The following is a 25,245-nucleotide window of genomic DNA, read 5'->3' as shown; positions in this document are numbered from 1 at the left end:
TTCCCCTTCTACTTGAATAGATTACTCTTGCTATACCCATCCTCTTTTTTTATCTTGTAATTAAAGTTACAATCGCAATAACTCCTAGAATCGGTCCCCAATATTCCATTTTTATAAAAAATAATGAGTGCTTTTTGTTAAACATAACTTTTTCACCAGTTTCGGCATCTATATAAACTTTCCCATCTGGCTTATTAATATATTTACCTAAATACCAAGACATAACACCTGATATAATAAACATTACCGCCATTGGCCAACTATGGTCTTGAAAATATGTAGCGTCCCCCGTTATAGATCCAAAGATAGCCTTACCCAAAAGAGTATTAATAATTACAATAATTGCGACCAAAAAACCCCAACCAGACCAAATAATCATCTATTTCTCCTCCTAAAGCGTACAACTTTGTACTTTATGTTAATTTGAACTGCAAACGAAAATGTTTAAAAAACCGAATATTCAGACGTTGATAATTATATTTAGCTTACATTCGATTCTAACTTTAATGTCCTAAATGCAAATGAACCAGATATAATTTGTAAAATTGTCGGAATAAGTAAAAAGAATAATGACATAAACAACATAACTATAGGAATCACAATCATACAAACTCCATAAACTTTATTATTAACCTTGTTTACTAAACACGATAAAATGAACAATCCTATTTGAACCGTTAAAATAATAGAGTAATAAGCTAAAAGTTCGTAATCAACACCTTCCATAATATTAAACGCTACAACTATTAATATTATGGAAATAATAATTCCCAAAATGCCACCAATTAAACCTAATACAAATTCAGGTGTTCTTTTCAATTCAATCCCCCTTTTTTGAAAAACTAACAACTTGTATATTTTTCCCATTCACCATCATACCAAATATTTATTGGAAAAACTATACATACTTTTCATTCTTCCTTACCTTACAGTGACCTTCTTACCATTATAGATAGCTTGTAGCAGTCACAAAATCAAAAGCTTCAAAATTACTAACTGGTTTTGATACCTTTAGAAAGTAGACATACCTCTTGAATACAATTAGTATTAACATATGAAATACGAAAAGCTTAAAAAGGCTTTCACATGAAGAAAGGAAGTTGCACAACTATGGATCTTAAAACAGTTATGCAAGAACTTGAAGCTCTAGGTAAGGAACGAACGAAAAAAATATACATATCTAACGGCGCCCATGAGCCAGTTTTTGGCGTAGCTACAGGCGCTATGAAACCAATCGCTAAAAAAATAAAAGTAAACCAAGAATTAGCTGAAGAACTGTATGCCACAGGCAACTACGATGCTATGTACTTTGCAGGTATTATTGCCGATCCAAAAGCTATGAGTGAGTCTGATTTTGATCGCTGGATAGACGGGGCATATTTTTATATGCTATCCGATTATGTGGTGGCAGTAACTTTATCGGAGTCAAATATCGCACAAGATGTTGCTGATAAATGGATTGCAAGTGGGGACGAGCTTAAAATGTCTGCAGGCTGGAGTTGCTACTGTTGGCTATTAGGAAATCGCAAAGACAATGAGTTTTCCGAAAGTAAAATTTCCGATATGCTTGAAATGGTGAAAGATACAATTCATCATTCTCCAGAACGAACAAAATCCGCTATGAATAATTTCCTAAACACTGTGGCAATCTCATATGTACCACTACATGAAAAAGCAGTCGAGATTGCAAAAGAAGTTGGTATAGTTGAAGTTAAACGTGATAATAAAAAAAGCAGTTTGTTAAATGCTACAGAGAGTATTCAGAAAGAACTTGATAGAGGAAGACTTGGTTTCAAGCGTAAGTATGTAAGATGTTAAACAGATTCGTATCTGGGTGTCAATTCGAGAAAGGTTGACACCTTTTTCCTTCAGGTTATATATCTCCTGACTTATATTAAAAAATAATATCCTGATAACCTACTTCCATTACCTTTTCATTTAATAAACGAACTCCTACACCATTTTCTATATCCCACGTACAATTAAATGTAATTCCAACCTCTTTTCCCTCCATAATATCTGCATACGGAACAACAATACCATCTAAACTAATCATCTCTAGTATTTGATCATTTGTTTCAATTAATGGATAATTTTCTTGCATTCCAACATCATATCCTAATTCACATCGCCTTTGTTTGTAATAATCTAATATAGAATGTAATAAACTTATTTGTACCTCTTCCCAATTTTTTATTAATGATTGATATGCTACATACTGCCCTTCATCAAACACTCCATCTTCTTCACCATCTATCATCAAATCAATCTCAGTTACATTTTGCCTATAAAAGTTATAGGCATACACTTAGCCCAAGCATAATTATATTCAATCTCTCCAAAAACTGAATTGTTCACTCTCATTTATCTGTCATTCCTCTCGCACTTATTACTAAGGTGTCCCTGCTTCTTGTTAACTTCCATCAACACTTAACACTTGAAATACTCTTTCAAAAACATATAAAACGTTGGCCAACTCTCCTTTAATTCTCCATTTAAAAGTAATTCATCTCCACCTTCAAAATTTACTGAGTAAACTTTATCGGTTACACTATCAAGGACCAATACAGCATTTGCTGTCATTTCCGTTAATACTAAATACTTATTAGGAAATCCATGTTCCTTTCGAGCAATAATTGTGTAATATTTTATATTATTCTCTTCATCTATAATGTCAAGTAATTCATAAGGAACATGCACTTCCCAAAATGGTCCTGCAAATCGATAATAAAACTCTCTAAATGTATTAGACACTTCTACACCTAACCTATTTATTACTTCATTCACCTGACCTTTATCTTCCCGTTTATATATATCTTCTTCCAAGACTTCTTCTAAACGATTTGGCAAAGCATGCATTTGTATCCCTCCTTTACAAGGTTTATCCATGTGTTTATGAAATGAATTTGCAGCTCCCTGCAAACTACCTGTACGGCATAGAACCAATAAATGTAACCTCTAAACCATCAAACATATCCTCTCTTTTCACTTCATTATATTTAAAATCATAAAGAACAATAGCAAAGTTAATATCGTTCGCTAAACTATCTCCATTTACTAGCTTTTTTATTTTAGAAATAATTCGTTCACTATAAGAAAAATCATTTAAAATATGTTCAATTTCCCTTTTATTATTCTCATAAAAACAAATTTCAATATTATCTTCATCATAATAACCGAATTCAAAGCTCGTCCCAAACTTTGAATGAACTGAATCACCATCTATCGTGTAATCTATTTCGACATACTCCTCAAGATTTTGGAGTGATTTAGAAATTCCAAACCAAACTGAAGCCATTCCACTACATTCCACTTTCCCACCCCATCTAGCCGGTCTATAATTCATATAAACATTCTTTACTTTACTATTTTTGTAATCTCAAACTAGAAATCAACTCATTTAAACTGTTCGAAATCTCCATAAACAACCCACGTTCGAAATCCTCCAATTCGACTTTGCCACTTACATTATTTAAAACAACTAGTAAACCATTTCCTTCTACTCCTATAGGAATCTTATCTAGCTTACGATGATTTTTTTCATACCTTTCTAACTTCTCTTTGAAAGAGTCCAACTCTATATTTGGCAATACAGCCTCTAAACTAATATAATGGTCACCGATAAACCCATCCAAATCAGTAAACCAATATGAATTAAAATAGTGATGAACTGAATCATGAAACTTAATTCCGAACCGCTCCTCAAGTATTGTTAAATTAGTTTTAATATATTTCTCAACCGGTTTCCATGAAATTTCTTCTTCCTCTATTTCCCCATGATAGATAACGAAATTGACTTTTTCGTTATACGGTGTTTTAAATAAGAAATTCAAACCTCTATCAAAATATTCTTTTCTTAATTTAAAATATGTACTCATAGCATTCTTCACTATCACCATACTCCTCTTCAATGCACCATACATTTTCATTTTCACTTCCAATTATTCATATAAGCTCTCAATTTCCATACACCAAAAAGAACCCTTTTCCATACACTTATCATCAATTTTTTTCAATTCTTCCTTCAACCAACTTATTGTAAACTCTGGTATATTATTATCGATAAAGGCATCCTCACCATTTATCTCTACTGCCTTATCAATCATTTTTGAATATACTAATAAACATGCTGCAAATGGAAGTTTCACTTTATCCTGCAATCTCAGCCGAAGAGAGCCCCTCATGAATATTTCCGCTTACAATGATAGAATGTCCCCAAAATATATCTCCATCCGAAAAGAATATTTCAAAATCACCTTCTGAATAAACGCTTAAGCTGCTTAATGTGATGGAATTAATGAACATTTCTTTTGTAATTTCGTCGATTTCTGCTTCATCATCATCTTGTAGCCATTCATTTGCTAACTCTACCAGTTCTTTTGCAGCGTACATTTTCATTTTCATTTTCCATTCATCTTGCTCTTTGAAAAGTGCATGTGCTGTTTCCAGTGCAGACTTCATCATATGTTTGTCTTCACTCCAATCAAAATATAAATGACATTCTTCACCAGCCCAAGATATTCTCTTTTCAAAAGTTTTCACTCTTTTATCGAGTTCGAACACACCCAACATCTCATCATGATAAAAAAGCGGTTTCATTGCATCTTGTAAGATGATTTCCAACTCATCATCTTTATATGGTGTTTCCAAAACCTTAACAAGCATCAATGAATTTTCTGACTTGCGCATCTGTAATGCTACAACTGTATTTGCTGTCAAAATGTCTTTTGATTTTCTCCATTCTGCATCATCAACCAACCATGCCAGTCGTATGTCTTCTTTTCTAATCGTTTCATTGTTATGTAAGTCTTTCCACGCAATCAAATCAATTGACGCAGTCCACAAAATGTTGTCACCGCCTTTTGATGCACCGATTCCTAATGCCCCTGTGACAGCTGCTATTTCAATCACATTTTCTGAGAATCTATTTTCAAATCTACTTATTTCACTTGATTTACTCAATTTCGAATACATTCCTTTCATAGCCCACAGGCATAAGTACTTTGTGAGTTTTCCTGTTTTATTATAATTGGTCATGGTAACGCCTATATAGAATTATAGCTATAATTCTATATAGGCTTTTTTTCACCTGGAATTTTAAATTTATTTACATCATATTCTTTAATTATATATACTTTTATAGCTTCAAAATCTTTACCAAAAGCAAGAAATGGATTTTTTAAGAAATATATTATTTCTTCGTCGTCATAAATTCGGGCTTTAATTATTTCTTTGTCCGAGTGAAACGATAAATTGACTCCTTTGTAAAAATATTCGTAGTATCCTTCTTCATCCTGCTCACTCTTATCTTCAAAAGGAACGGATTCAATATGATATATATTCCCATTTACATTTATTGATTTCATACAGCATCACTCCCTTTTCAAGAATATTCATAAGAAATTAAATAGTCTCTGTCAATCATACCAAAAATAAGGGATTTACTTTTAGAATTTATAAAAAATATATAGGATTAAATTTAAATTTTTATATTTTTTTCATATTACTTCATTATCACTGTACAATTGTGTAATGTGTCACAGAAGTAGACATATTGCAATGAGTCGCAGTGAAGTGGGATATCCCTTGAGAATATAAAATAAGAAGATTAATCTAGAAAGACTATCTAGTCTAATCTTCTTTTATTGAATTTTTAATTAATGCATTTTTACCCTTAAAATAATATAATCAATGGGTGGATTATTATTTACATCCTCAAAACTGGGTCTAATTTTAAAGTCAAATTCATTTGTTATATTTTTCAATGAATAAAGGTTTGTTCCATCTACACTTGTACGGAGCAATATATCCGAAAACGTAAAACGCATGAAGAATATGTTGCGGAACTATTAGAAAACGCGGGTACGATATGCCGCAGAGGTTTTAGAAGTTCATGGCGATAATATCGAAGTTATAAGAACATACAAAGGCGCTAGAAATACCACAGAACACAAATGTAACTCATGTAAAAATATATGGGAGGCAGCACCAACAAATATTTTAAAAGGAAAGGGAGAGAAACATTATGTCAAAGTTATTACGTGAATTATCTAAACCGGATAGTGAGGCCCTGCGTTCCGAAGCACTAGAACAGTTAAAAGTTACTTCAGGTAAAATTGTTGCTTGTGATCCTCTTATTTTTAATAAAAATCACTTCGAACAAACAATTCAGCCAGGTACATATTCAATTGTTGCTTGGTGGCATAAGGAAGATGGAGTCATTGCTGGTGCTGAATTGAAATTGTCGGAGTCAAAAGCGGTAGGATGGACGATGGCAACAAAACCAGAACAAAATGTCAGTGAACTGGAAGACGGATATATTTTTGGTTACCCGGTTGATACAGGCTTAGGGTGCTTTGCAGATGTTGAAGCAATTGATAAGTTAGAAGAAATAGAAGATAGGTTACAACAAGAACTAGGAGAAGAATTTACTAGTTTGTATGATGATCTTATAGATGACATACTAACAGAACATGATGAAGATTGGGGAAATTGCGTGGTTTGTGAGGAAACAGGAAGTAATATCATTATATTCCGTTCAGGTTATGGAGATGGATTTTATCCTTCCTATTGGGGAATCGATGAAGCAGGAAAAATCGTTTCACTTGTTACTGATTTTCAAGTGCTACATGAGGAAAATTGAGGACAATATCAATAATGATATAAGAATCAATATTTTTTCTTTTACAGCGTCAAATATTCCTCGTCTAATATTTGTATATAACTCGTAGAATAATCTCCTTATATACTACTGGTTCTAATAAATAGGGTTATATTCTTAAGTGAATATAACCCGTCATTAATTCTCGTTGTTTATTAACAGTTTTTTATTTAAATAATTTATTAACTCTACTGATGTAGAGTTAATAATGCACTGTTTTATCACGATACAGGTGAACTTCAGATACTCTACGCTCCGAAATTACTTTTTCTATGATTTCCTGGCGATTATATTCTACCTGCATCGTTTCACAGTTTCCCCAATGAGTAGGAGCGGATTTTTCGTTTGACTCAAATACATCTAGAAGACAATTTAATATCTCTTCTTCGTTAAATGCTACAGTCGGATACATTGCGATTGTAAAATAATTCGGTTTCATTTTAATCCCCCCTTTTTATTAGAAACGAAGTTATGTAACTATTTTCATTTATCACTGCCAGATAAGTTTGAATCCTTTCCACTATTAATCATGTAACTTATTTAAAAACTCCGTAAAATTATTAGCAATATAGCTTTCATACATCCTCCCTCAAAAAAAATCCCCACGCTTATGTGAAAATAATCTTTCAACACAAATATGAGGACTTCTTTATTTCATTACTATACTTTACACATTTTATTCGTTAGAATCTTCTTCATTCAATTTATATACTCTATCTCTTTTCTCATCACTTTTGACAAAAATAAGCTTTTCTTCTTTAACAAAACCTTCTAATAGTAAGCATACTTGCCCATATGCTTTAGGCTTATTCGTTGTGAATCTCTCATCTGATATTTTACCAGCTCGTATTAATTGTTCGCATAACTCAAGTGCACTTATTTCTTCAGAATTAATTAACTCTAAAATATCCTTTTGTAAGGGCGATAAAGGCACGGGGGTCTCAGCTACCTCCACCTTTTCTCGTTTGTTTTCTTCTTCAAATAAATCTTCGAATGAAATTTGATTCATACTTCTTTTCCTTTCTAACGATTGATTTGTATAACATGAACTGAATCCTATAGCGTATGTATTATTATGTTACCTTTTTTCATAAATCCCAAACTCATGTACATCGTTTCATATAGTATATTTCGATTATACCAAATATACGTTCTGTTTTCTATTGTAGAATTCGTTATAATAGGAATGAAAGTAATGATGAACATTTTTCTCGTTGTTAATTGTATACTCTCTGTAAAAAAATAGAAATTCAATTTATAAATTTGTATAATAAAATAGTACGAGTGAAATTTTATTATAGAAAGGTTCTGTTAATATGTTAGGTATTCATGTTGAAAAAACAAAAGATGAACTAATTATTTCATGGCAATTCTCTAAAATTCATATTCCATTATGTGAAATCACTGAGGTGACGGAAGATAATACATATGCTGGTGTTGAAGAAAAAAGCGCAATCCGAATTGGAACAGCATATGGTACAACTGATCGTATTTTAATTAAGACAGTAAAGCAAAATTATTTATTATTCACTACTAATAGAGTATCCATTTTAAATAAAATAAAAGCTTAATTGTTTTTCTTCCTATATTTAAACGTTAGACATCTACTAGATGTATATGTAACAACCTCACCAGCGTTATTGTCTTCTAATTGGCGATCAAGATGTTCTCCCAAGGCTTTTCTCCCTTTTATTTCTTCTTCTCTTCCACGCTCTTGGCTCTTCCTTAAATTTTCAGTCCTAGCGTCCCAATCTTTACGCTCTAAAGGTTGTTTTGTTTCTTCACAATGACGATCATATCTAATATCATCTGCTGCCTTATAATCTCCTCGCGCTTTGGCTTCATCTATTTTCATTCGATAGTATTTTTCAAGTTCTGAAGTTAGTTTAATTTTGTTTGGGTTTGTATTACTACCTTCACCTGTCTCCTTAACCCCACCACTCTCCAAATTCGAGACCCTACTCTGAATACTCGCCTTTGAGGCATCATGGGCTTCTTGGAATTTTCCGCTATAGTTCGTTCCAGATCTAACGACACTTCCATCTGGCATTATTTCTACACCTTTAACGAATGGGGTTACGGAGTCCACACCTTTTGCTAATGTATTTTCAATTATATAATACTAATAATTTATGTTAGCCTGAATTCATAAAAAATAATTTCTAAAAATTTATAGCATGTCTATCTAATAAAAAAGCACTCGTTGCCTTTCGGAGACAATCAAGTGCTTTAAGTTCATGTATTTTTAAATAGCATAAATCTGTAAGTTTTTTAGTAACAGTACGACACCTTTTATATGTCATGACAACTACTACATTAAAACTTACGAGTTTCTATCAGTTCGTTAGTTTAATATGCATTCCATGTGTTTTGAAGTATGCACTTTTTAATAGCCTACTCTTTTTTTCCACTGCAAATACACTTTATTTTCTATTCATCTACATATATGATTGTTATCTTTAACCAAGCACCACATTTTTTAGCATTCTCATATATAAAGTATAGTTTTAGCATTTATAAAATTACTGTAATCCATTTCGTATATTTGCTTAATATCTTAAATTATTAATTACAACATATAAAAGTTGGTAATTAAGGATTCTTCAATCCATTAATAAAATCCTTAAAGCTATCAGCTATTTTATACGTATTTTCTTCTTCACTAGACTGTGGAAAATAAAAAGAGTGATCCCAATAATATACACCATGGTTTTCAGTATCTGTAATAAGTACAATTAACCCTGAACTCGGATCATCTCCTATGATTAAACTGGTCGGTAACATATCTTCTTCAAACTCTTCATAGCATTCACTTAAATCAAAAGTTTTTTTTACACCTATACCATACAAAACATCTAAAGGGATTTCCTGATTTAATTCTTTAACCAAAAATTTACTATACCTAACTTTCGAAGTCCCTCCGTTATATTCACTTAAAAATTTTTTATAATCTTCCGGAAGTAAAAACCCTAAAAACTCTTCTAATTCTTCAATTGATTCTTCAGTTGCTTTACCAAAAGCATTTAAATTCATTTATTTCACTCCTATTTAATCTTTTAACTTCTTAGCTAATGACATTCCACCCATATGTCGAAATCTTCTGTGCATCTCTTTACTAACTTCTTGCATTGTTGTTAAATCTTGATGATGGTGCCATGTGTTTTCATCTAATTTTGTTCCATTTGGAGCTAATTCATCAGCTTTAGCAAAATCAATGTCATATCTATTAAATTCACCTATCGGAACTTCTTGTCTTCCAACCCAGCAGATTTAAAGTCGGAAAAACCTCCAGGATAAGAAACTCGATTTGGAGGAATCTCCCAATCAATATAAGTCCATATTCCTTCCTCGCTAATTTCAATTCCCCCACCTTTTTTCTGCCATTTTTCAGGATCTCTAGAATATAAGGGTTTAGTAGATAATTGTTCCTCTGTAAACTTTACTATTTCTTGATTTTCGCCCGTACCCTTAGTTAAAACAAAAAGCGATAACTGGGGTACCAATTATCACTTACTAAGTCAAACCATTTTATGTACTATAAAGTAACAATTATTTTATTATCTATGATAGTTCTAAAATTGGTGTAATTTCTCATCATATTATTACCATATGCACTAACCGCTTCATTACCACACACCATACTTTCATAGTTATCTTTAAATTCTTTTTTTATTGACTCTTCCAAACTGTCATAGTATCTTTTGATAGCTTCCTCTGCCAATTCACGCGACCCGTGCGTTAATATAAAATTAATATCTACCATATAACCCTTTTGAGGATAAAAACCCCTTTCAACAACCTCTTTTACAAAGTTGTTCAAATCATTCGTACACCTTTCTACAATTGGCATAAATACACTATTTAACCAATTAGTGAATTCGTTAACTGTCCGCTCCCACTCTTCCTCATTTGCTATGTTCCAATATAACTGACCGCTTGGTACATTGCACTGACGTGTATTAATATGAAATATTTTATCTTTAGATTTTAAAGGAAGAATTGCGCATTCACCATAAAATACTACATTTTTATCAGATATATTATTCCAACTTGTATAAAAGAGTACCTTATAAATGAAATTTTTATCTTTTTTACTCATCCAATGACCAGACTTAGAATATTTCCAGCCATTATCTAAATACTTTTCAGATATTAGATTACATACGCGCTCAAATGCTTTATTTGCTTTCATATTACATCTCCAATTCAAACTACCTAAGATTCATATATTTTAAACTCAATCCTCAAATCTTGAGTATTCTTCCTAAAAACCTCCAATAATTTATTACAATTTTCAGTTGGTTTATATTTAAATCTTAAATCGAATATAAAGCCATCTACTAACTTAGCATCCGGATAAACACTATAGATTTGCCCACTTTCAATAAAAGATACATAGGCATTAATTTTATCTTGTAACAATGTTAAGTGCTGAAGTTCATTTTCCCAATCTAAATGATCTGCAATCATTAATGCTAACTTATTTTCACCCATACTCTTGCCAATTCCATCTATTTTATTTTTGTCTAATATTGACACTTATCTCTCACCTCATTTATTCATCAAAATAAGTTGTCCCTTCAGGACGAACAATTTGCGGCCTTGTTCCACTAGGCACTTCGTATCCCCCTGAAAAATCTCCCTTTCCTTCACCTACGACCTTTCCACCAGAATTCTTCAATTCAGGGAATCCCTTTTCTTGATTAGTAGTATAGGGAGCAGTAGCGGAACTTTTATATTCTTGTATAATAACATTCCCATATTCATCAGATGCAATTGCGTCAACTCTTACCTTAGTCCCTTCATGTGTAACAATGGTTATTTCTCGTTCAGCATTTTCATATTGTTGTGAAAATAGATTAAAACTTTCATCAGAAAATTCTTGCCCCTGCTCTTTAAGTGATGCCCATTTTTCACTTGCTTCTTTCCACTCCAGTGGCTCTTTAGGCGCTTCACTATTCTTATATTTCCTTTCACAATATACATCATACTTAGATTGCAACTCAGCATCTTTAAATCTACCAGTATTATCAAGTAAATCAGAATTCCCTTTTCCACCTTCACCCGTACCCTTAGTTAAAACAAAAAGCGGTAACTGGGTTACCAATTACCGCTTACTCTTCCTTACTTACAAGTATTCTCCCAATTAAAGTTAAATACTTCTTCAACATCATTTTTCATTAACTTTTGTAATTATACATCAAGCCCATCTGTTACTTTCCCTTCGCTTACTCAAAGCTAGGTAAAATAGTTTATTAAATGTACAATTCTACAAAACTTTTCCTTGTTTCAAAGATCTAACAAAATAAATTAGAACGTAAACAAGTCATAAAAAATTATTCTCTTGGTAAGTGAATATTGATGAATATGTCAGTATCATTTAATTGACTGGAAACTACGTTCAGAAATTTCATTCCATTTTCCGAAATACTATGTTGAAATTTTATATCAATTATTTTTTCTCAAAGTTGTCTCCATAATCTTTAAAATACTGCTTATCTTCAATATACACTAAGTAATTATTAATTTTTTCTTGTAGTACGTCTAGATGCATGTCTTCATATTCCCAATCTAGATAGTCTATTATTGACAACTTTAGATTTTTACCTTCTACTCCAATTGCTTCTATCTGATCCACATCTATAACTGCCATATTTTCTCCTATCCTATATATGGCTATTGCAATAATCTACAATGTACTCATATATATTTTTTTCTTCATTAATAAATCTTCCATATTCGTGTTTTGCTATTAGATTTTTTGCAATACTTTTAGCTTCTTTATACTTTCCTGTATTTATTAATAATAACATATCAACAAGGTTATAATCATAAAGTTGATTTTTATCCGAAGATTTAGAGAAAGAAAGGAAATCTTCAAAATCTTCAAAAGACTCTACAGTCTGCTCCAAATATTCATAGCATTTACCTATTAATTCATTAGCAACATCTCCTAGACTTTCTACATCACCATATTTTACATCATTGTAAAAAGCCTCAAATCCGTCAACTTTGTATGCAGCGTTTGCTCGTAATCCAATAGGTTCATTACTATTAGATTCCATATTAAAAACTTCCCAAAAAATATCATCTGTTATATATGGCTTCACATGCCCTCTAATTCTAACAATATCATTTTCCACACCAGTCGCACCAATATGCATATATATAAAATATTGTCCTATTTTCTTATAATAAATTCCACCTCTTGATTTTAGTTTATATTTTTTCAATTCTTTTTTTATCGAGGCACTAATCTTCTTATCTAAATCTTTTCTTTTAAGTTTCATATTATATCACTCCCTTATGTTGGGTCTAACGATTTTAACAGCAGTCCCAGGCGGAATCTCGACTCCATTAATAAATATTCCCTTCTCCTACAATAACTCCTCCACTTTCAAGTAATTCCACAAATCCATCTCTTTTATTTGAAGTTAGTGGAGCTGTAGCAGAAGATTTATATTCTTCTATTAACAATGCTCCTGTTTTTTATCATATCCAATTGCATCTACTCTAATTTTTGTTCCGTCCTTAGTTACAATTGTTATCTGTTCTTGAACATCAGTAGCCACTTTCTTAAATTCATTTATTGCTTCTATTTCAAAATCTCTTCCTTGATTCCGTAGTTTCGCCCACTTATCAGAAGCTTCTTTCCAATCTAATCGGTCACGAACACTTTTACCAGATTTAGTCTTTCTTTTTACATAATCTTGATACTTAGATTCTAATACATCATCAAAAAATTCCCCATTTGAATCAAGTCCAGCGACCTTATTACCAGTATTATCTACTCTTTTACTAGCAAGAGAAGCCTCTACACCCTTAATCTTATCATCTATAATCTTATTACTTTCTGTATGATGCTTATTCACCCAGCTTCGTTTAGACGTTATTAAACCTTAATCGTCACTTTTAAAACTTTTCGATTTGACTTTCATATCATCTATGCTTTTCGCTATTTTTTGCCAAGCTTATCCCCTTATGAATTCTGGATTTTTCCATACTTAGTAAATTTGCAATAGCATAGGTAGTAGTTTGTTGAACCTCTCTGTTAAATAACCGTTCTATTCTAAAATTAAAAGGGGTATCTCATAAGCAGGTGAAACCCGCCACTTATAAGATACCCCTTTAATTTTAACGCTCTATTAATCATGTAATTTACTTAAGAACTCTGTGAACGTATTAGCAACAAAAAATACATTTTCTCTTGCGATTTTCTCTGCTTCTTCTGCCGTAATCCCTTCACTTTCCATCAGCGCTTCCTTTTCCCATGCATCTTCATGTTCCCAAAAAACAACAATTGGATTTTCTTCATGATTTTTATAATCAAAGCAAATTAAATTTCCTGCTGGATCAATTCCAAAAGGAATTACATCTCTAGGTAAGGTAGCACGGTAGTGATTATAATCTCTTACAATATAATCACTACTCTCCTCATCAAAAGAAAGTAATGCACCAAAAACTCTTTCTATTCCTTCAACATCAAAACAATATGGTATTACATTAGCACCATGATTTACCTTTGCACACTCGATATAATCTTTTGGAAACTCAACTCCCAGTGATTGACCTATTTTCTCCATAAATTCTTCCGTAACCGAATCATCCGCATACTTCCATTCTAAATTCTTCATCTAATTCCGCCTCCCCATAATCTATTTCCACCTAAATGATTCACACTATGAACTTCTTTTATTACTAATTGCATTTTCCCCGGTATTTGATGATGATGCCATATTAATCCATCTATTCTAGGCAAACCATCATTTATTTGAGCTAACTGCTTTTTAGTGAATAATTCTTTTGAGATTTCGCCTTTCTCAATTGCTTCTTTTACCAATTTAGTACATTCCCTAAATTGATCTGTATCTTTCATAACATAGAAATCTTTCTCTAACTTTAAAGAAAACTTAACATCATCCCCTTTAAATATTGGGAATCCTAAAATATCAAAATCTACTCCTTTTTTCACATGTGTTCCTTCTGCTAAAGGCTTATTTAATATATTATTTTTCGTTTTAGTATTCAAATATGTTTCTGTTAGTTCTACAACTTCTTTAAACTCTTCAACACTATCATACCCAAATTCTTTGATAGTAGTATCATCTACTTGTTTTAAGAAATCTTCAACACTATCATATCCCTTAGGCACAATTGATCTATTAATCAAATTTCCATCTCGTCATTATTTTTAATTACTTCGTCAATTTCAGATCTATGAACAGCGTTACCCGTACCCTTAACCCCACCACTCTCCAAATTCGAGATCCTACTCTGAATACTCGCCTTTGAGGCATCATGGGCTTCTTGGAATTTCCCGCTATAATTCGTTCCAGATCTAACGACACTTCCATCTGGCAGTATTTCTACACCTTTAAAGATTGGGGATACGGAGTCCGCAACTTTTGCTAATGTATTTTCAATTATATAATATTCCCGACTTAATCTATCTAATAATCCTTAAAAATAATCTATATTGATTTTCACTAATTTAGTAATCTCTAATATCTCTACGAAAAAAGCACTCGCTACCAATAATAGGTTTTCGAGTGCTCAAATGTATATACTTCCCATCATATTTAAATCATTTTTAAGATTTGTTCCTTCACATTTTCGTCAAACTTGGCTCCTTCTACCTGTGCTCCCTTCCAAACTACATTGTCTAGTTTGGAACCGGTAAAATTCGCATCCGTGAAATTCCCATTTAAAAGGTTCGCTCCTGTTAAATCCGCGTTTGTAAAATCTGTATTTCTAGCATCTACTTCTGATAAATTAGCATCTTCTAAATATGCTTTTTCAAAGTTACCTTCTGTAAGATTCGCGTTGCTGAAATCCGTTCCCGTACAGTCGGCCTGTTTTGCATCTATTTTATATAAATTTGCTTGTCGAAAAGTAGCATGATTTAATATTGTTCCAACTAATTCTCCATATGAAAAATCAACTTCATCAAAACATGTTTCAAAACAACTACTTATATTTACCTTTGCATATTTCATATTGGCTTTAGAGAAATTAGCTTCACCAAATCTACAATCTGCAATATGTATTTCCTCTAAATTACAGCTCCTGAAATCAGCAAACTCAAAATCACAATCAAAAAAAGATGCTCTCATTAGTGAAGAAGCTCTTAAATGGACTTGTTTTGCCATGATACCCTCTGCCATCACCTCTGAAAAATCTGAAAAAGTAAGATCTAAATTGCTCATATCTAGCCCATCTATAACCTCATCATTGTATTGAGATCTATTTAATATTTCCATGACTCTTATTCTATCATTACCATTCTCATTCATTATTACGATCTCCTTTCATTTAGCTTTTCAGATAGTCCTTCCAAGCAATATTTGGAGAATAAGTTACACCCATTTGATCTTCATCAAAACTTGGTATAGCCATTACTTGTGCTGGTTCCAAATACTTCATTACTTGTAGCCAATTATCAAGTAATGTATCACTATCACTCCCTAATGGATTATTTAAAATATCAATGCAAAGGCCACCCCAATCTAGCTCAGATACCACAGCTGGACTATTTTGTAATAATTCCTTATCAAACATTTCTAAAATATGACCACTAAAGTATGTTCTAGCGCCTATCCCTAAGGGACCGTTAGGAAGAAACCTAACCGGTATTGGCTGGGAAGATATTTCCATCCACATCTGTAAACGTTCACGGTCGGTATTCCACGGATATGATAAAGGCCAAAAAATTTGAGTTACTCCGTAACTTGGTTTCGCAGCTTCTGCGATTTGATCAGATAACTCAAAAAAAGCAGACCATAATTTTTTAGGTATTGATTTATGAAACTCAAACTCTAAAAATGAACGATGGCTCCAGTTAACTTGAAAACGTCCTGTGTAGTTCACAGATTTATCACGATACAGGTAAACTTCTGATACTATACGCTCTGAAACTACTTTTTCCAGAATTTCCTGACGGTTATATTCTACCCGTACCGTTTCACAGTTGCCCCAATGAGTAGGAGCAAATTTTTCATTTGACTCAAACACATCCAAAAGACGACCTAATAATTCTTCTTCGTTAAAAGATACTGTAGGATACATTGTAATTGTGAAAAAATCTGGTTTCATGTATATCCCCCTTAATATTAAAAAATATAGTCACATAATAATTTTTATTCACAGCTTTTTCCACCTACCTCCACCAGGTAAACGTGTATTGTTCTCCCATTTATGAGTCACTTTACCGCTATTTGGATCAGTGTAGTAAACATCACTATCCTTACCCAAAGGCCCACTTGGTCTTGGATGAGGAGGAATCCCATTCAAATCGGGTTTATCGCTTGATATTGTCACAATATGACTTCCATTTTTATCTTCGAGCATCTCTCTTTCAGCTCGCATTTGACTGTCATTATGAATAACGTGTTCTTTGTCACTTATTTTGTGTTTGTGATCATGAACTAAATCGATTTCATCCTTAGCATTACGACCTATACTATCTGGACGCGTAAGATGCCCTTCACTGGATGTATACGTAACAACCTTGCCGGAGTTATTGTCCTCTAATGTACGATTTAGGTGTTCTCCCAAAGCTTTTCTTCCTTTTATTTCTTCTTCTCTTCCACGCTCTTGACTTTTCCTTAAATTTTCACGCTTAACATCCCACTCTTTACGTTCTAAAGGCTCTTTTGTTTCTTCACAATGACGATTATACCTAATGTTATCTGCTTCCTTGTAATCCCCCCGTGCTTTGGCTTCATCTATTTTTATTCGATAGTATTTTTCTCTTTCCGGGGTTAGTTTAATTTTGTTTGGGTTTGCGTTACTACCAGTACCCTTAACCCCACCACTCTCCAAATTCGAGATTCTACTCTGAATACTCGCCTTTGAGGTATCATGGGCTCCTTGGAATTTCCCGCTATAGTTCGTTCCAGTTCTAGCGACACTTCCATCTGGCAGTATTTCTGCACCTTTAACGAATGGAGTTACAGAGTCCACACCTTTTGCTAATGTATTTTCAATTATATAATACTAATAGTTTCTGTTAGCTTTAATTCATAAAAATAACTTTTATAAATTTATAGTATACCTTTCAATTAAAAAAGCACTTGTTGCCTTTAGTCGGCAATCAAGTACTTTAAGTTAATATGTTTTTAATTATGGATAATTTTATAATTTTTGTAGTGCAGTTTGACACCTTTTATATATTGTGACAACTACTACGTTAAAACTTACAAGTTTGTACGAGTTCGTTAGTTTAATATACATTCCATGTGTTTATATTCATCGCCATGTAAAATGTCATATCGCCTAAGCTCGTACTTCGTTTTCTATTCTATCATTGCACATATTACTCTATGACGGTACAACCATCATGGAGTATATATTTTCAAACACCCTATTATTTTTTCTATCCATTTCACATAAACTTTATTTTTCATTCATCATTATATTTTTTAATCGTGTAATTTACTTAAAAAATCAGTAAATGTATCTGCAATATAAAATACATTTTCTCTTGCCAGTTCTTCTACTTGTGCTTCTGTTAAACCTTCTTGACGCATTAACATTTCTTTTTCGCCAGCATTCTCATGCTCCCAAAATACCACAACAGGGTTATTTTTGTCATTTTTATAGTCAAAACATATTAAATTTCCTGCTGGGTCAAAAGCAAAAGGAACTAACTCTTTAGGTATAGTAGGGGCATAAGTACGATATACTTTAACAATATATTCGCTACTATCCGTATCATAAGAGAGCAATGTCCCAAACACTCTTGTTACTCCATCCACCTCAAACTTATATGGTAATACCGCTGAACCATTATTAGTAGTAGCACACTCTACATAATCACTTGGAAATATAAAATCCATCTGCTTACCCACTTCATATATATATTCTGCTGAAACCGGCTCATCTGGTACTGGCCATGTTAAATCTTTTCTCATCTAATTCCGCCTCCCCATAATTTATTACCACCTAAATGATTTACACTGTGCTTTGCTGAAACAACTAATTGCATTTTTCCAGGCACCTGATGATGATGCCATGTTAAATCTACAATTCGTGGCAATTCCAACTCTATCATTTTTAATTGCTTAGGTGTAAAAATATCTCTCGGTATCTCTCCTTTGTTTATGGCTGCCTTCAATTGCCTTGTACACTCTTCAAATTGTGCATCATCCTTAGCTATAAATAAACTTTCATCTAACTTATGAGTAAACTTAACATCCTCACCTTTAAAAATCGGAAAACCTAAAACATCGTAATCTATACCTTTCATATGTGTGCCACCTGCTAGCCCTTTATTAATTATATTATGTTTTGGTGAAGCATTTAAATGAGCATCAACATACCCTACTACCGCTTTAAATTCCTCAACACTATCATATCCAAACTCTTTAATAGTAGTATCATCTACTTTTGTTAAAAAGTCTTCAACACTATCATAACCTTTAGGCACAATTGACCTATTAACCAAATTCCCGTCTATATCGTAGTCGTTTTTAATTACTTCGTCAATTTCTGATCTATGAACAGTGTTACCCGTACCCTTAACCCCTCCACTACCCTTAGCAAGTTGATAAGCGTCATCCTTAGCTGCCGTACTTGCCTTTGAAAACTTTCCAGCTACTTCTCCAACAGTTGAAGATTCTATATAAGGAAGCTTCATTCCTATTCCAGTATCCACCGTCCTAACTGCTACTGGAATAGGAGTATTTTTCATAGCATCTAGTGCATTTTTTAAAGTCTTATTTTCCTTAAGCGATTGTACCACATTTTTACCCAAATTTGGATTAAAACCAGGCATTCCTTCTTTGAATTTTAATAATTTGGCTAAATCAGCTAATTCACTCGTCCCTTTGAATGCTTTTACTCCTTTTCCTACCGCTCCAACAACTGGGATTGCATCTAATCCGCCAAAAATGATGTTTCCTACCCGCTCTTCTTGGCTCAATTTCCGGTGTGTTCCCCAGTCTTCTCCGTCGATACCGCTTTTTATTTGTACACCTCCGTATACTACTGCGGCAGCGGCCCCGAGTGGTGGACAAAGGATTGTTGTGATGATGATTCCTACGCCTATTCCTATGTCTCGCACCATTTCTAGTTTTTTCTGTTCATCTTCTATCGATTTGTATTCAAATCCTCGTGTGGATGGGACTACTTTCTTGTATTCTTCATAATTTAATTTTGCATCTGGATTTTGTTTTTTTAGTTCTTTGTACTCCCCTCTCAGTACGTTATCAAATGCAGGTGAATCTCTAAAAATATCTTCTACTGTTATTTTATCTTTCTTCTTCTGTATTGTTTGTGGTACACTTCCGTAGCCTGCATGCGCACCTGGTAATACTGTCGTTGTTGTAGAGCCAATTCGGTTATTTGTTTCGAAACTGAGAATAGATGTATCTCTCATTTTTTGAGCGAATTTATCCATTTCTACTAAAAAAGGTTTATCTATATGTTCAGAGACTATTCGCCCTACTTCTCCGCAATATTTTTGTAATGTCGTATAACTATCAAGTAATTCACTGATTTTTTGCGATTGATCTTTAGGATTAAAATGTATACTACCATCCGAGTCTAAATCTCGTATTCTTCCATCAATTCTTTTTAATGACTCATTTGCTTCCCGTAATTTCATGAGTGCATCTTTTGTAATTCGATTCATACCATCTCCCATGTTTTGCCATGGTTCAGGTCTATATTTCACATCCATCTCGTTTTCATCCCCCAGCCGTATGGTGATTTCTACAACTTACTTAATATTTCACGTAATTGTTCGTCCTTTTCAAGCATTTCTACACATACATTTCCTACAACTTTCGCCGACCTCAAATAGTGTTCAGACAATTCAAGTGTTTTGTGTAATATATCAGGATATTTTTCAATTACTCTCATCGCTTCACCTTTTTGATAAAAATCACAGCTTAATAAACTCTCAATATTCGTTCCAATGACGTCTACATGGATTTTATATATATTTTCTAATTTCATTACTATATCAAGTAGTTCTTGAAAATTAACTAATACTTCTTCTCCACCACCAGAACCACCATCTCCCATTGATACTTGCATTATTCAATACCTCCTAACGAAAATTGTCTCGGGTCAATTAATTTTTTATACGGCATTTTTAACACGTCATACAATTTCTTATTTACAGCATAGAGACTCACCCAGTCATATCGATTACGTTCTACATCAATTTGAACGAAATCTTCTCCTTCAGTGAAATATAAGAAACATTCCCATTTTCCTCCTCTATTACTCCGAGGCCTCGTATACGTTTCTATCGCTATAACATCTTTATTTGATAAATCTTTTTCCTCAAATGTTTGTTGTTCTTCTTCTGTCATTCTCTTTGAGAAAAATGTATCTTCTATTTCCCTCGGTTCTCTCAATAAGAAAGGGATGCGTGTTAATAATGAAAAATATACGTCTGGCTTTGGTATGTAGTCGATCTCGTATTTTTTATTTGGCTCTATTTCCGTTAATACAGCCACTCGATCTTTATCCTCTTTTAAAAAGCCAATTAATACATTATTCATTCTCGTGTATTCATGACAATTTTCATATTCCTTTAATAGTTCAATTATTTGAAAAGCTGCAGGGGTAATTCCATTTTCACTTGTAAGTAGGCCTTTTTCTTTTAAACTCGTAGTTGCTTTCGTGACACATTCTGCATCAAGTAAAATAATTGCGTCACGGTTTGGCAATCCAAATATATCGGTAACCCCAGCTGCACCTGCGAGAACATATAATTCAGCAGGTGCAAAACTCATTTCTTTCCCCATTCTTTTATCCCTCGTTTCTCCATCACAGTTGTTTTATCGCCCTTACTTCCGATTTATCTCCGTACGTTTGAATGCTTTTATCTAACTCTTTCAAAGCTTTCGTATGTCCTTCAAATGCCTCTACCATTTCTGAATTATATTGAATGATCAAATCAAGATAACTTAAAAATGCATCTCTCGTTTTTCCATTCCATTTCGCACCTGTGACATATGCTTTTAAGTCTTTCGCTTGGTTTAAAGAATCCTTCATACCATTTTCAATGTTTTGTGCGTAAGAAATGGCACTTGCAGTGTTACTTCCTATAATTTCAACCTCTTTACCACTCATGTTGGTTCCCTCCATTCTTTGTATGCTTAATGGATAAAGTTTTCAAATTCCTTTTTCTTTTCTTCAAAAGCCTTGGTCGCTGCGGCGTATGCTGACGCTTTCTCCGATTCTGCTTTCGCTTTATATTCCAAATACTTTGCATAAGCTGTACTTTTTGCAGATCCAATATCGCTTAATGCACTTTTAAAATAGGATAATACTGTATTTAAGTCTTCATCCTTTTCATGACGTTTTTGTTCAAATTCAACTGCCGGAATTTTATTAGCTTCTAAGCCATTACTTTTACTCTCATACTCTCTCTTTGCTGATTCAGCCTCTTGAATGAATTGCTTTAACTCTCTTTCTTTATCTTTTAAATAATCATGTAAATCATCATACCGATCTCGTTTCCTCGCACTTTCTGTAAAACCAGACGCATTTAAAAAAGCATTGTACAATTCATCTAACATCTTTCTCCCCCTTTAGCACAATAACTATGTAGTTAAATCCGTATATTTAAACATGAATATTCATTACATTAAGAATTAACAAATAATTATTTTTACATATTGCTATTTTATCAAAGGGATTTTAACATTTCCATATTTTATGAATGGCTTTCGCATTTTTCTTCAATAAAGTGAAACTTTAATCAATTTGACTATGTATTTATGTGCAGAAATAATAAAAAACACTGCCAGGCGCAGTGTTTTTTATTACTACCTTTTATCCAATTCATTCGTATTAAATCCTTGCTTGAGAGTAAGACCAGTTCTTTCTTATTTCATCAACAACTATTTCTGGATAATCCCAATGAAGCGTACGAGTAGGCTCCCTGATTCGTTATACTATTCCTTAGGCTGTTTTATTTCTATATTCATTCCAATATTTTGGCTCAGTCGCGATTAAAAGAACAATAGAAAAAGGATCTGATATGAATATCAGATCCTTAACTTTAATTTCTTAATACATACATCTTTTTACACGATAACTGGTTCATACGTGCTCAAATTATCATACTCAGTTTTTACAATACTAGGCGGAAGGTTAACACATCCTCAGATTCACCTTTTCTTGTAGCAGTGCATAATGTTTAATAAAATTAAAGCATATTTTTACTTACCAGACTTAATTTTTTCGTTATATTCTTCTAAAGTTAACCCTTTTTCTTTTAGATAAACAGCAACTTCTTTCCCTACATAACGATAGTGCCACGGCTCATACTTAATGCCAGTAATATTCTCTTTATCTTTTGGATAGCGGAGAGTAAATCCATATTCTGCAGCGTTCTTATCTAACCATTTGAATGCATCGGTAGTTTCAAATTTTGCATTTAAATCTTCTACAGTATTCTGCCATTCAACTGAAATAATGTCTAACGCTAATCCAGTATGATGTTCACTTGCACCAGGATACTGAAGATATTCCAATGCCTTAGCACTAGCCTCTTTATCCGACAAACCTTGAGATTTATAGCTTTTAACTGAAGCATCATAATAAGTTTGTTGTAATTTTATAGCTCGATAACCTGATCTTAAATAAAGATTGATTCCCTCTTTTTTTGCAGCTGCTACCATATCCTGATAGGAAGTTGCAATTCTACTATCTATTTTCATATTTGGCTTCGCATTTTGGGTGATACTTGTTAATTCAATTCCTAGTTCCTTTGATAACATATGCTCTCTATTTACAAGGATAATTCTCCAATCATTAACATCAGAGATAGGTAAAACATCTTTTTTCTTCGCATGTATTTCATTTTTATTTTTATCGTTATTATTAGTAGTTGCCTGAGATGTTTGCTTTCCACTACAAGCAGCAAGACTCCATCCCATTGCTAATACCAATGCTAAAATTATAAATTTTTTAATTGTATCTCATTCCCTTTTTGTTTATTAGTCTTTATACCAATTTCCCAACACGTCTCTAGGAATCTCCTTGAAATCCTTCAAAGAAACGGGGCCGACAAATTTTTTAATTCCATGTTTTTTAGAATTTTCATCCGAATAATCTTTTAAAAATTGAATTTTAAATTGTTTCTTACCATCGGCATAGTCGGTTACTGTCGGTACGATTGCCGCTTGTCGTATACCAAAAGTTTTATCTTCATACTTAACAAATTGTACATAAGATAATCCTCCAACCAATGTTTCTAGTTTTTCTTGCGCAGAAATAAGATTTCCAAGAGAATAATAGATTAGCGTTTCATGTCCATCTTTATTTTGTTTCCACTCAATTGGTTGAATTACATGTGGATGATTTCCAATTACTACATCTACACCTAAATCTGTTAAATATTGAGCAACTTCTTTTTGTTGCTTTGAAGGTGTTGAGGTATATTCTACTCCCCAATGCACCATAACAATTACCATATCAGAGCTACTCTTCGCCTTTTCCACATCATTTTGTATCGCTTTTTTATCAATTAAATTTAAAGCCCAAGACTTATCAGCTGGAATTTTAATTCCATTCGTACCATATGTATAATTGAGTAACGCAAAACGAATACCATTTTTTGTAATCGTTTTTATTTCATTACGCTCGTTTTTACTCTCATTAATACCTACCGGGATAACATCCGGATATTTCTTCCAGTATTCTCTTGTATTCGCAACACCTTTAATCCCCATATCCATAGCGTGATTTGTCGCTTGCGTCACTATATTGAATCCAGTGTCCACTAAAGATTGGCCTACTTCTTCAGGTGTATTGAAAGTCGGATATCCCTGTACTTTTAAATTATTTCCGGCAATCGGAGTCTCCTGGTTCACTATAGCAAGATCACTTGATTTAACAGCTTTTTTGATATTTTCATAAATATAATTATAATCATATGAACCGTCTTTTTGTTTGCCATCTTTAATTACTGCGTCATGATATAAATTATCACCCGTTGCTATTAAATTCACAACCGATTGTACTTTTTTATCTTCCGTAAAATTAGGAGACTGTTGGATAGGACTTTTCTCTACCCAATTTGGTGCTTTTAATGATGTATCTATATTGGATTCAGCCGGTGGTAATGAAGCTTTAGATGTCTTAACATCAGTATTACCACAAGCGGTTAAAAGCACTAAAAAAATAAGACATACTAAAAAAAACTTTTTACTTCTCTGTAAAGTATCTAACATGTAATCCTCTTTTCTGTTTTATTCCTTATAACTAGTTCTAACAAATCATTCTTTACAACAACGTATTTTGGTTTTACCCTTAATTATGGAAGGACACTCTATTACACCTGCTTCGGAATATACTAATAATTATTTTCCGCTTTCTAGCAATCTATCGATTCCATCAGAAGTGATAGATTACTAGAAAAAGATGATCCATCAGGATGTCGACTAGTTTGATATACCTGTTCCAATTGCAGTAACTCGTTTAATATTTAAACAAGATAGGAGAATCGTTCATATAGCCTCTTCTCTCGCTTTATGTTTAAGGTGCCTCCCAAAAAAGGGATCGTTGCTGTACCCCTTTACATAGTGCGAAATTTTTGCAACTAATTTCTTTCATTCAAG

At 32.9% G+C, this 25,245-nt stretch carries 31 protein-coding genes and 6 pseudogenes; 3 read left to right on the top strand and 34 right to left on the bottom strand.

Annotation, left to right across the window (positions count from 1 at the left end):
- Window positions 1–49: 49 nt before the first annotated feature.
- Window positions 50–379 carry a hypothetical protein gene (locus tag ACTFP3_RS10725; protein ID WP_000587853.1) on the bottom strand — a complete coding sequence of 110 codons (330 nt, stop codon included), beginning with the start codon at window positions 377–379 and terminating at the stop codon, window positions 50–52.
- Between the two features lie 101 nt (window positions 380–480).
- Window positions 481–819 (bottom strand): DUF4064 domain-containing protein, encoded by a 339-nt coding sequence (locus tag ACTFP3_RS10720; RefSeq protein WP_000831724.1) that lies wholly within the window; start codon window positions 817–819, stop codon window positions 481–483.
- Between the two features lie 291 nt (window positions 820–1,110).
- Between ACTFP3_RS10720 and ACTFP3_RS10715 the strand changes: the two genes are divergently transcribed.
- Window positions 1,111–1,818: a DNA alkylation repair protein gene (locus tag ACTFP3_RS10715; RefSeq protein ID WP_326036940.1), complete on the top strand. Its 708-nt coding sequence runs from the start codon at window positions 1,111–1,113 to the stop codon at window positions 1,816–1,818.
- Window positions 1,819–1,894: 76 nt separating this feature from the next.
- On the opposite strand, the pseudogene ACTFP3_RS10710 reads toward ACTFP3_RS10715, so the two are convergent.
- From ACTFP3_RS10710 to ACTFP3_RS10680, 7 genes and pseudogenes are all read right to left on the bottom strand, one after another.
- Window positions 1,895–2,364, bottom strand: a pseudogene (locus ACTFP3_RS10710) (DUF6985 domain-containing protein).
- Between the two features lie 66 nt (window positions 2,365–2,430).
- The gene (locus ACTFP3_RS10705) at window positions 2,431–2,859 is read right to left on the bottom strand and encodes an SMI1/KNR4 family protein (protein ID WP_326036941.1); all 429 of its coding nucleotides are present in this window, start codon (window positions 2,857–2,859) and stop codon (window positions 2,431–2,433) included.
- Window positions 2,860–2,923: 64 nt separating this feature from the next.
- The gene (locus tag ACTFP3_RS10700; RefSeq protein WP_440010372.1) at window positions 2,924–3,346 is read right to left on the bottom strand and encodes an immunity 22 family protein; all 423 of its coding nucleotides are present in this window, start codon (window positions 3,344–3,346) and stop codon (window positions 2,924–2,926) included.
- A 19-nt stretch (window positions 3,347–3,365) separates the two neighbouring features.
- Entirely contained in the window at window positions 3,366–3,878 is a 513-nt protein-coding gene (locus ACTFP3_RS10695) for a SecY-interacting protein Syd (protein WP_153595442.1), read from the bottom strand.
- A gap of 63 nt (window positions 3,879–3,941) precedes the next feature.
- Window positions 3,942–4,136, bottom strand: a pseudogene (locus tag ACTFP3_RS10690) (hypothetical protein); the annotation flags it as partial.
- 13 nt (window positions 4,137–4,149) lie between these two features.
- Complete coding sequence (locus ACTFP3_RS10685) at window positions 4,150–4,983, bottom strand: DUF2262 domain-containing protein (protein ID WP_440010370.1); 834 nt, start codon at window positions 4,981–4,983, stop codon at window positions 4,150–4,152.
- Window positions 4,984–5,069: 86 nt separating this feature from the next.
- The gene (locus tag ACTFP3_RS10680; protein WP_326036943.1) at window positions 5,070–5,366 is read right to left on the bottom strand and encodes a hypothetical protein; all 297 of its coding nucleotides are present in this window, start codon (window positions 5,364–5,366) and stop codon (window positions 5,070–5,072) included.
- Window positions 5,367–6,025: 659 nt separating this feature from the next.
- Between ACTFP3_RS10680 and ACTFP3_RS10675 the strand changes: the two genes are divergently transcribed.
- Complete coding sequence (locus tag ACTFP3_RS10675; protein WP_290425875.1) at window positions 6,026–6,643, top strand: DUF4241 domain-containing protein; 618 nt, start codon at window positions 6,026–6,028, stop codon at window positions 6,641–6,643.
- Between the two features lie 223 nt (window positions 6,644–6,866).
- On the opposite strand, the pseudogene ACTFP3_RS10670 reads toward ACTFP3_RS10675, so the two are convergent.
- Together ACTFP3_RS10670 and ACTFP3_RS10665 are read right to left on the bottom strand one after the other, a co-directional pair.
- Window positions 6,867–7,100: pseudogene (locus ACTFP3_RS10670) on the bottom strand (hypothetical protein); the annotation flags it as partial.
- Between the two features lie 237 nt (window positions 7,101–7,337).
- Complete coding sequence (locus tag ACTFP3_RS10665) at window positions 7,338–7,670, bottom strand: DUF3895 domain-containing protein (protein WP_001071929.1); 333 nt, start codon at window positions 7,668–7,670, stop codon at window positions 7,338–7,340.
- Between the two features lie 307 nt (window positions 7,671–7,977).
- Between ACTFP3_RS10665 and ACTFP3_RS10660 the strand changes: the two genes are divergently transcribed.
- Window positions 7,978–8,232 carry a SunI/YnzG family protein gene (locus ACTFP3_RS10660; RefSeq protein ID WP_000900619.1) on the top strand — a complete coding sequence of 85 codons (255 nt, stop codon included), beginning with the start codon at window positions 7,978–7,980 and terminating at the stop codon, window positions 8,230–8,232.
- A 35-nt stretch (window positions 8,233–8,267) separates the two neighbouring features.
- Here ACTFP3_RS10660 and ACTFP3_RS10655 read toward each other — a convergent pair.
- From ACTFP3_RS10655 to ACTFP3_RS10545, 23 genes and pseudogenes are all read right to left on the bottom strand, one after another.
- Window positions 8,268–8,750 (bottom strand): annotated as a pseudogene (locus ACTFP3_RS10655) (ADP-ribosyltransferase); the annotation flags it as partial.
- A gap of 503 nt (window positions 8,751–9,253) precedes the next feature.
- Window positions 9,254–9,694, bottom strand: coding sequence for an SMI1/KNR4 family protein (locus tag ACTFP3_RS10650; protein ID WP_001052207.1), 441 nt, complete (start codon window positions 9,692–9,694; stop codon window positions 9,254–9,256).
- 15 nt (window positions 9,695–9,709) lie between these two features.
- On the bottom strand, window positions 9,710–9,877 hold the full coding sequence (locus tag ACTFP3_RS10645; RefSeq protein ID WP_336457738.1) for an HNH endonuclease: 168 nt from the start codon (window positions 9,875–9,877) through the stop codon (window positions 9,710–9,712).
- 20 nt (window positions 9,878–9,897) lie between these two features.
- Window positions 9,898–10,164: a hypothetical protein gene (locus ACTFP3_RS10640; RefSeq protein ID WP_326036944.1), complete on the bottom strand. Its 267-nt coding sequence runs from the start codon at window positions 10,162–10,164 to the stop codon at window positions 9,898–9,900.
- 32 nt (window positions 10,165–10,196) lie between these two features.
- A complete protein-coding gene (locus ACTFP3_RS10635) occupies window positions 10,197–10,853 on the bottom strand; it encodes a hypothetical protein (RefSeq protein WP_000646589.1) in 657 nt (218 codons plus the stop codon).
- Window positions 10,854–10,876: 23 nt separating this feature from the next.
- On the bottom strand, window positions 10,877–11,200 hold the full coding sequence (locus ACTFP3_RS10630) for a DUF6572 domain-containing protein (RefSeq protein WP_000025256.1): 324 nt from the start codon (window positions 11,198–11,200) through the stop codon (window positions 10,877–10,879).
- 16 nt (window positions 11,201–11,216) lie between these two features.
- A complete protein-coding gene (locus ACTFP3_RS10625; protein WP_033659867.1) occupies window positions 11,217–11,663 on the bottom strand; it encodes a hypothetical protein in 447 nt (148 codons plus the stop codon).
- Between the two features lie 334 nt (window positions 11,664–11,997).
- A pseudogene (locus ACTFP3_RS10620) lies at window positions 11,998–12,314 on the bottom strand (DUF6572 domain-containing protein).
- A 13-nt stretch (window positions 12,315–12,327) separates the two neighbouring features.
- Window positions 12,328–12,951 carry a hypothetical protein gene (locus ACTFP3_RS10615; protein ID WP_326036945.1) on the bottom strand — a complete coding sequence of 208 codons (624 nt, stop codon included), beginning with the start codon at window positions 12,949–12,951 and terminating at the stop codon, window positions 12,328–12,330.
- Window positions 12,952–13,131: 180 nt separating this feature from the next.
- Entirely contained in the window at window positions 13,132–13,533 is a 402-nt protein-coding gene (locus ACTFP3_RS10610; RefSeq protein WP_006915134.1) for a hypothetical protein, read from the bottom strand.
- A 273-nt stretch (window positions 13,534–13,806) separates the two neighbouring features.
- Complete coding sequence (locus ACTFP3_RS10605; protein WP_326036946.1) at window positions 13,807–14,295, bottom strand: SMI1/KNR4 family protein; 489 nt, start codon at window positions 14,293–14,295, stop codon at window positions 13,807–13,809.
- Window positions 14,292–15,022, bottom strand: a pseudogene (locus tag ACTFP3_RS10600) (HNH endonuclease). The gene ACTFP3_RS10605 and the pseudogene ACTFP3_RS10600 overlap by 4 nt, the downstream one beginning before the upstream one ends.
- A gap of 218 nt (window positions 15,023–15,240) precedes the next feature.
- Entirely contained in the window at window positions 15,241–15,954 is a 714-nt protein-coding gene (locus ACTFP3_RS10595; RefSeq protein ID WP_326036947.1) for a pentapeptide repeat-containing protein, read from the bottom strand.
- A 19-nt stretch (window positions 15,955–15,973) separates the two neighbouring features.
- Window positions 15,974–16,753, bottom strand: a complete 780-nt coding sequence (locus ACTFP3_RS10590) for a hypothetical protein (protein WP_000801403.1) — start codon at window positions 16,751–16,753, stop codon at window positions 15,974–15,976.
- A 48-nt stretch (window positions 16,754–16,801) separates the two neighbouring features.
- Complete coding sequence (locus tag ACTFP3_RS10585) at window positions 16,802–17,623, bottom strand: hypothetical protein (RefSeq protein WP_000378878.1); 822 nt, start codon at window positions 17,621–17,623, stop codon at window positions 16,802–16,804.
- Window positions 17,624–18,081: 458 nt separating this feature from the next.
- A complete protein-coding gene (locus ACTFP3_RS10580) occupies window positions 18,082–18,573 on the bottom strand; it encodes an SMI1/KNR4 family protein (RefSeq protein ID WP_001224283.1) in 492 nt (163 codons plus the stop codon).
- Window positions 18,570–20,342, bottom strand: a complete 1,773-nt coding sequence (locus ACTFP3_RS10575; protein WP_149214930.1) for an HNH endonuclease — start codon at window positions 20,340–20,342, stop codon at window positions 18,570–18,572. The genes ACTFP3_RS10580 and ACTFP3_RS10575 overlap by 4 nt, the downstream gene beginning before the upstream one ends.
- Before the next feature lie 32 nt (window positions 20,343–20,374).
- Window positions 20,375–20,701: a hypothetical protein gene (locus ACTFP3_RS10570; RefSeq protein ID WP_006920453.1), complete on the bottom strand. Its 327-nt coding sequence runs from the start codon at window positions 20,699–20,701 to the stop codon at window positions 20,375–20,377.
- Window positions 20,701–21,420, bottom strand: coding sequence for a DUF5081 family protein (locus ACTFP3_RS10565; protein ID WP_048657060.1), 720 nt, complete (start codon window positions 21,418–21,420; stop codon window positions 20,701–20,703). The genes ACTFP3_RS10570 and ACTFP3_RS10565 overlap by 1 nt, the downstream gene beginning before the upstream one ends.
- 22 nt (window positions 21,421–21,442) lie before the next feature.
- Window positions 21,443–21,748 (bottom strand): WXG100 family type VII secretion target, encoded by a 306-nt coding sequence (locus ACTFP3_RS10560; RefSeq protein ID WP_000014535.1) that lies wholly within the window; start codon window positions 21,746–21,748, stop codon window positions 21,443–21,445.
- A gap of 26 nt (window positions 21,749–21,774) precedes the next feature.
- Window positions 21,775–22,197, bottom strand: a complete 423-nt coding sequence (locus ACTFP3_RS10555; protein ID WP_000883462.1) for a hypothetical protein — start codon at window positions 22,195–22,197, stop codon at window positions 21,775–21,777.
- A 645-nt stretch (window positions 22,198–22,842) separates the two neighbouring features.
- Window positions 22,843–23,574 carry a M15 family metallopeptidase gene (locus tag ACTFP3_RS10550; RefSeq protein ID WP_000241986.1) on the bottom strand — a complete coding sequence of 244 codons (732 nt, stop codon included), beginning with the start codon at window positions 23,572–23,574 and terminating at the stop codon, window positions 22,843–22,845.
- Between the two features lie 48 nt (window positions 23,575–23,622).
- Window positions 23,623–24,858, bottom strand: a complete 1,236-nt coding sequence (locus tag ACTFP3_RS10545) for a CapA family protein (RefSeq protein WP_000887606.1) — start codon at window positions 24,856–24,858, stop codon at window positions 23,623–23,625.
- Window positions 24,859–25,245 lie beyond the last annotated feature (387 nt).

It is taken from the genome of Bacillus cereus group sp. MYBK5-2, from assembly GCF_051915685.1.
Lineage (GTDB): Bacteria > Bacillota > Bacilli > Bacillales > Bacillaceae_G > Bacillus_A > Bacillus_A cereus.
The sequence above is the reverse complement of the archived record's forward strand: the minus strand, read 5'-3'. Positions and strand labels throughout refer to the sequence as shown.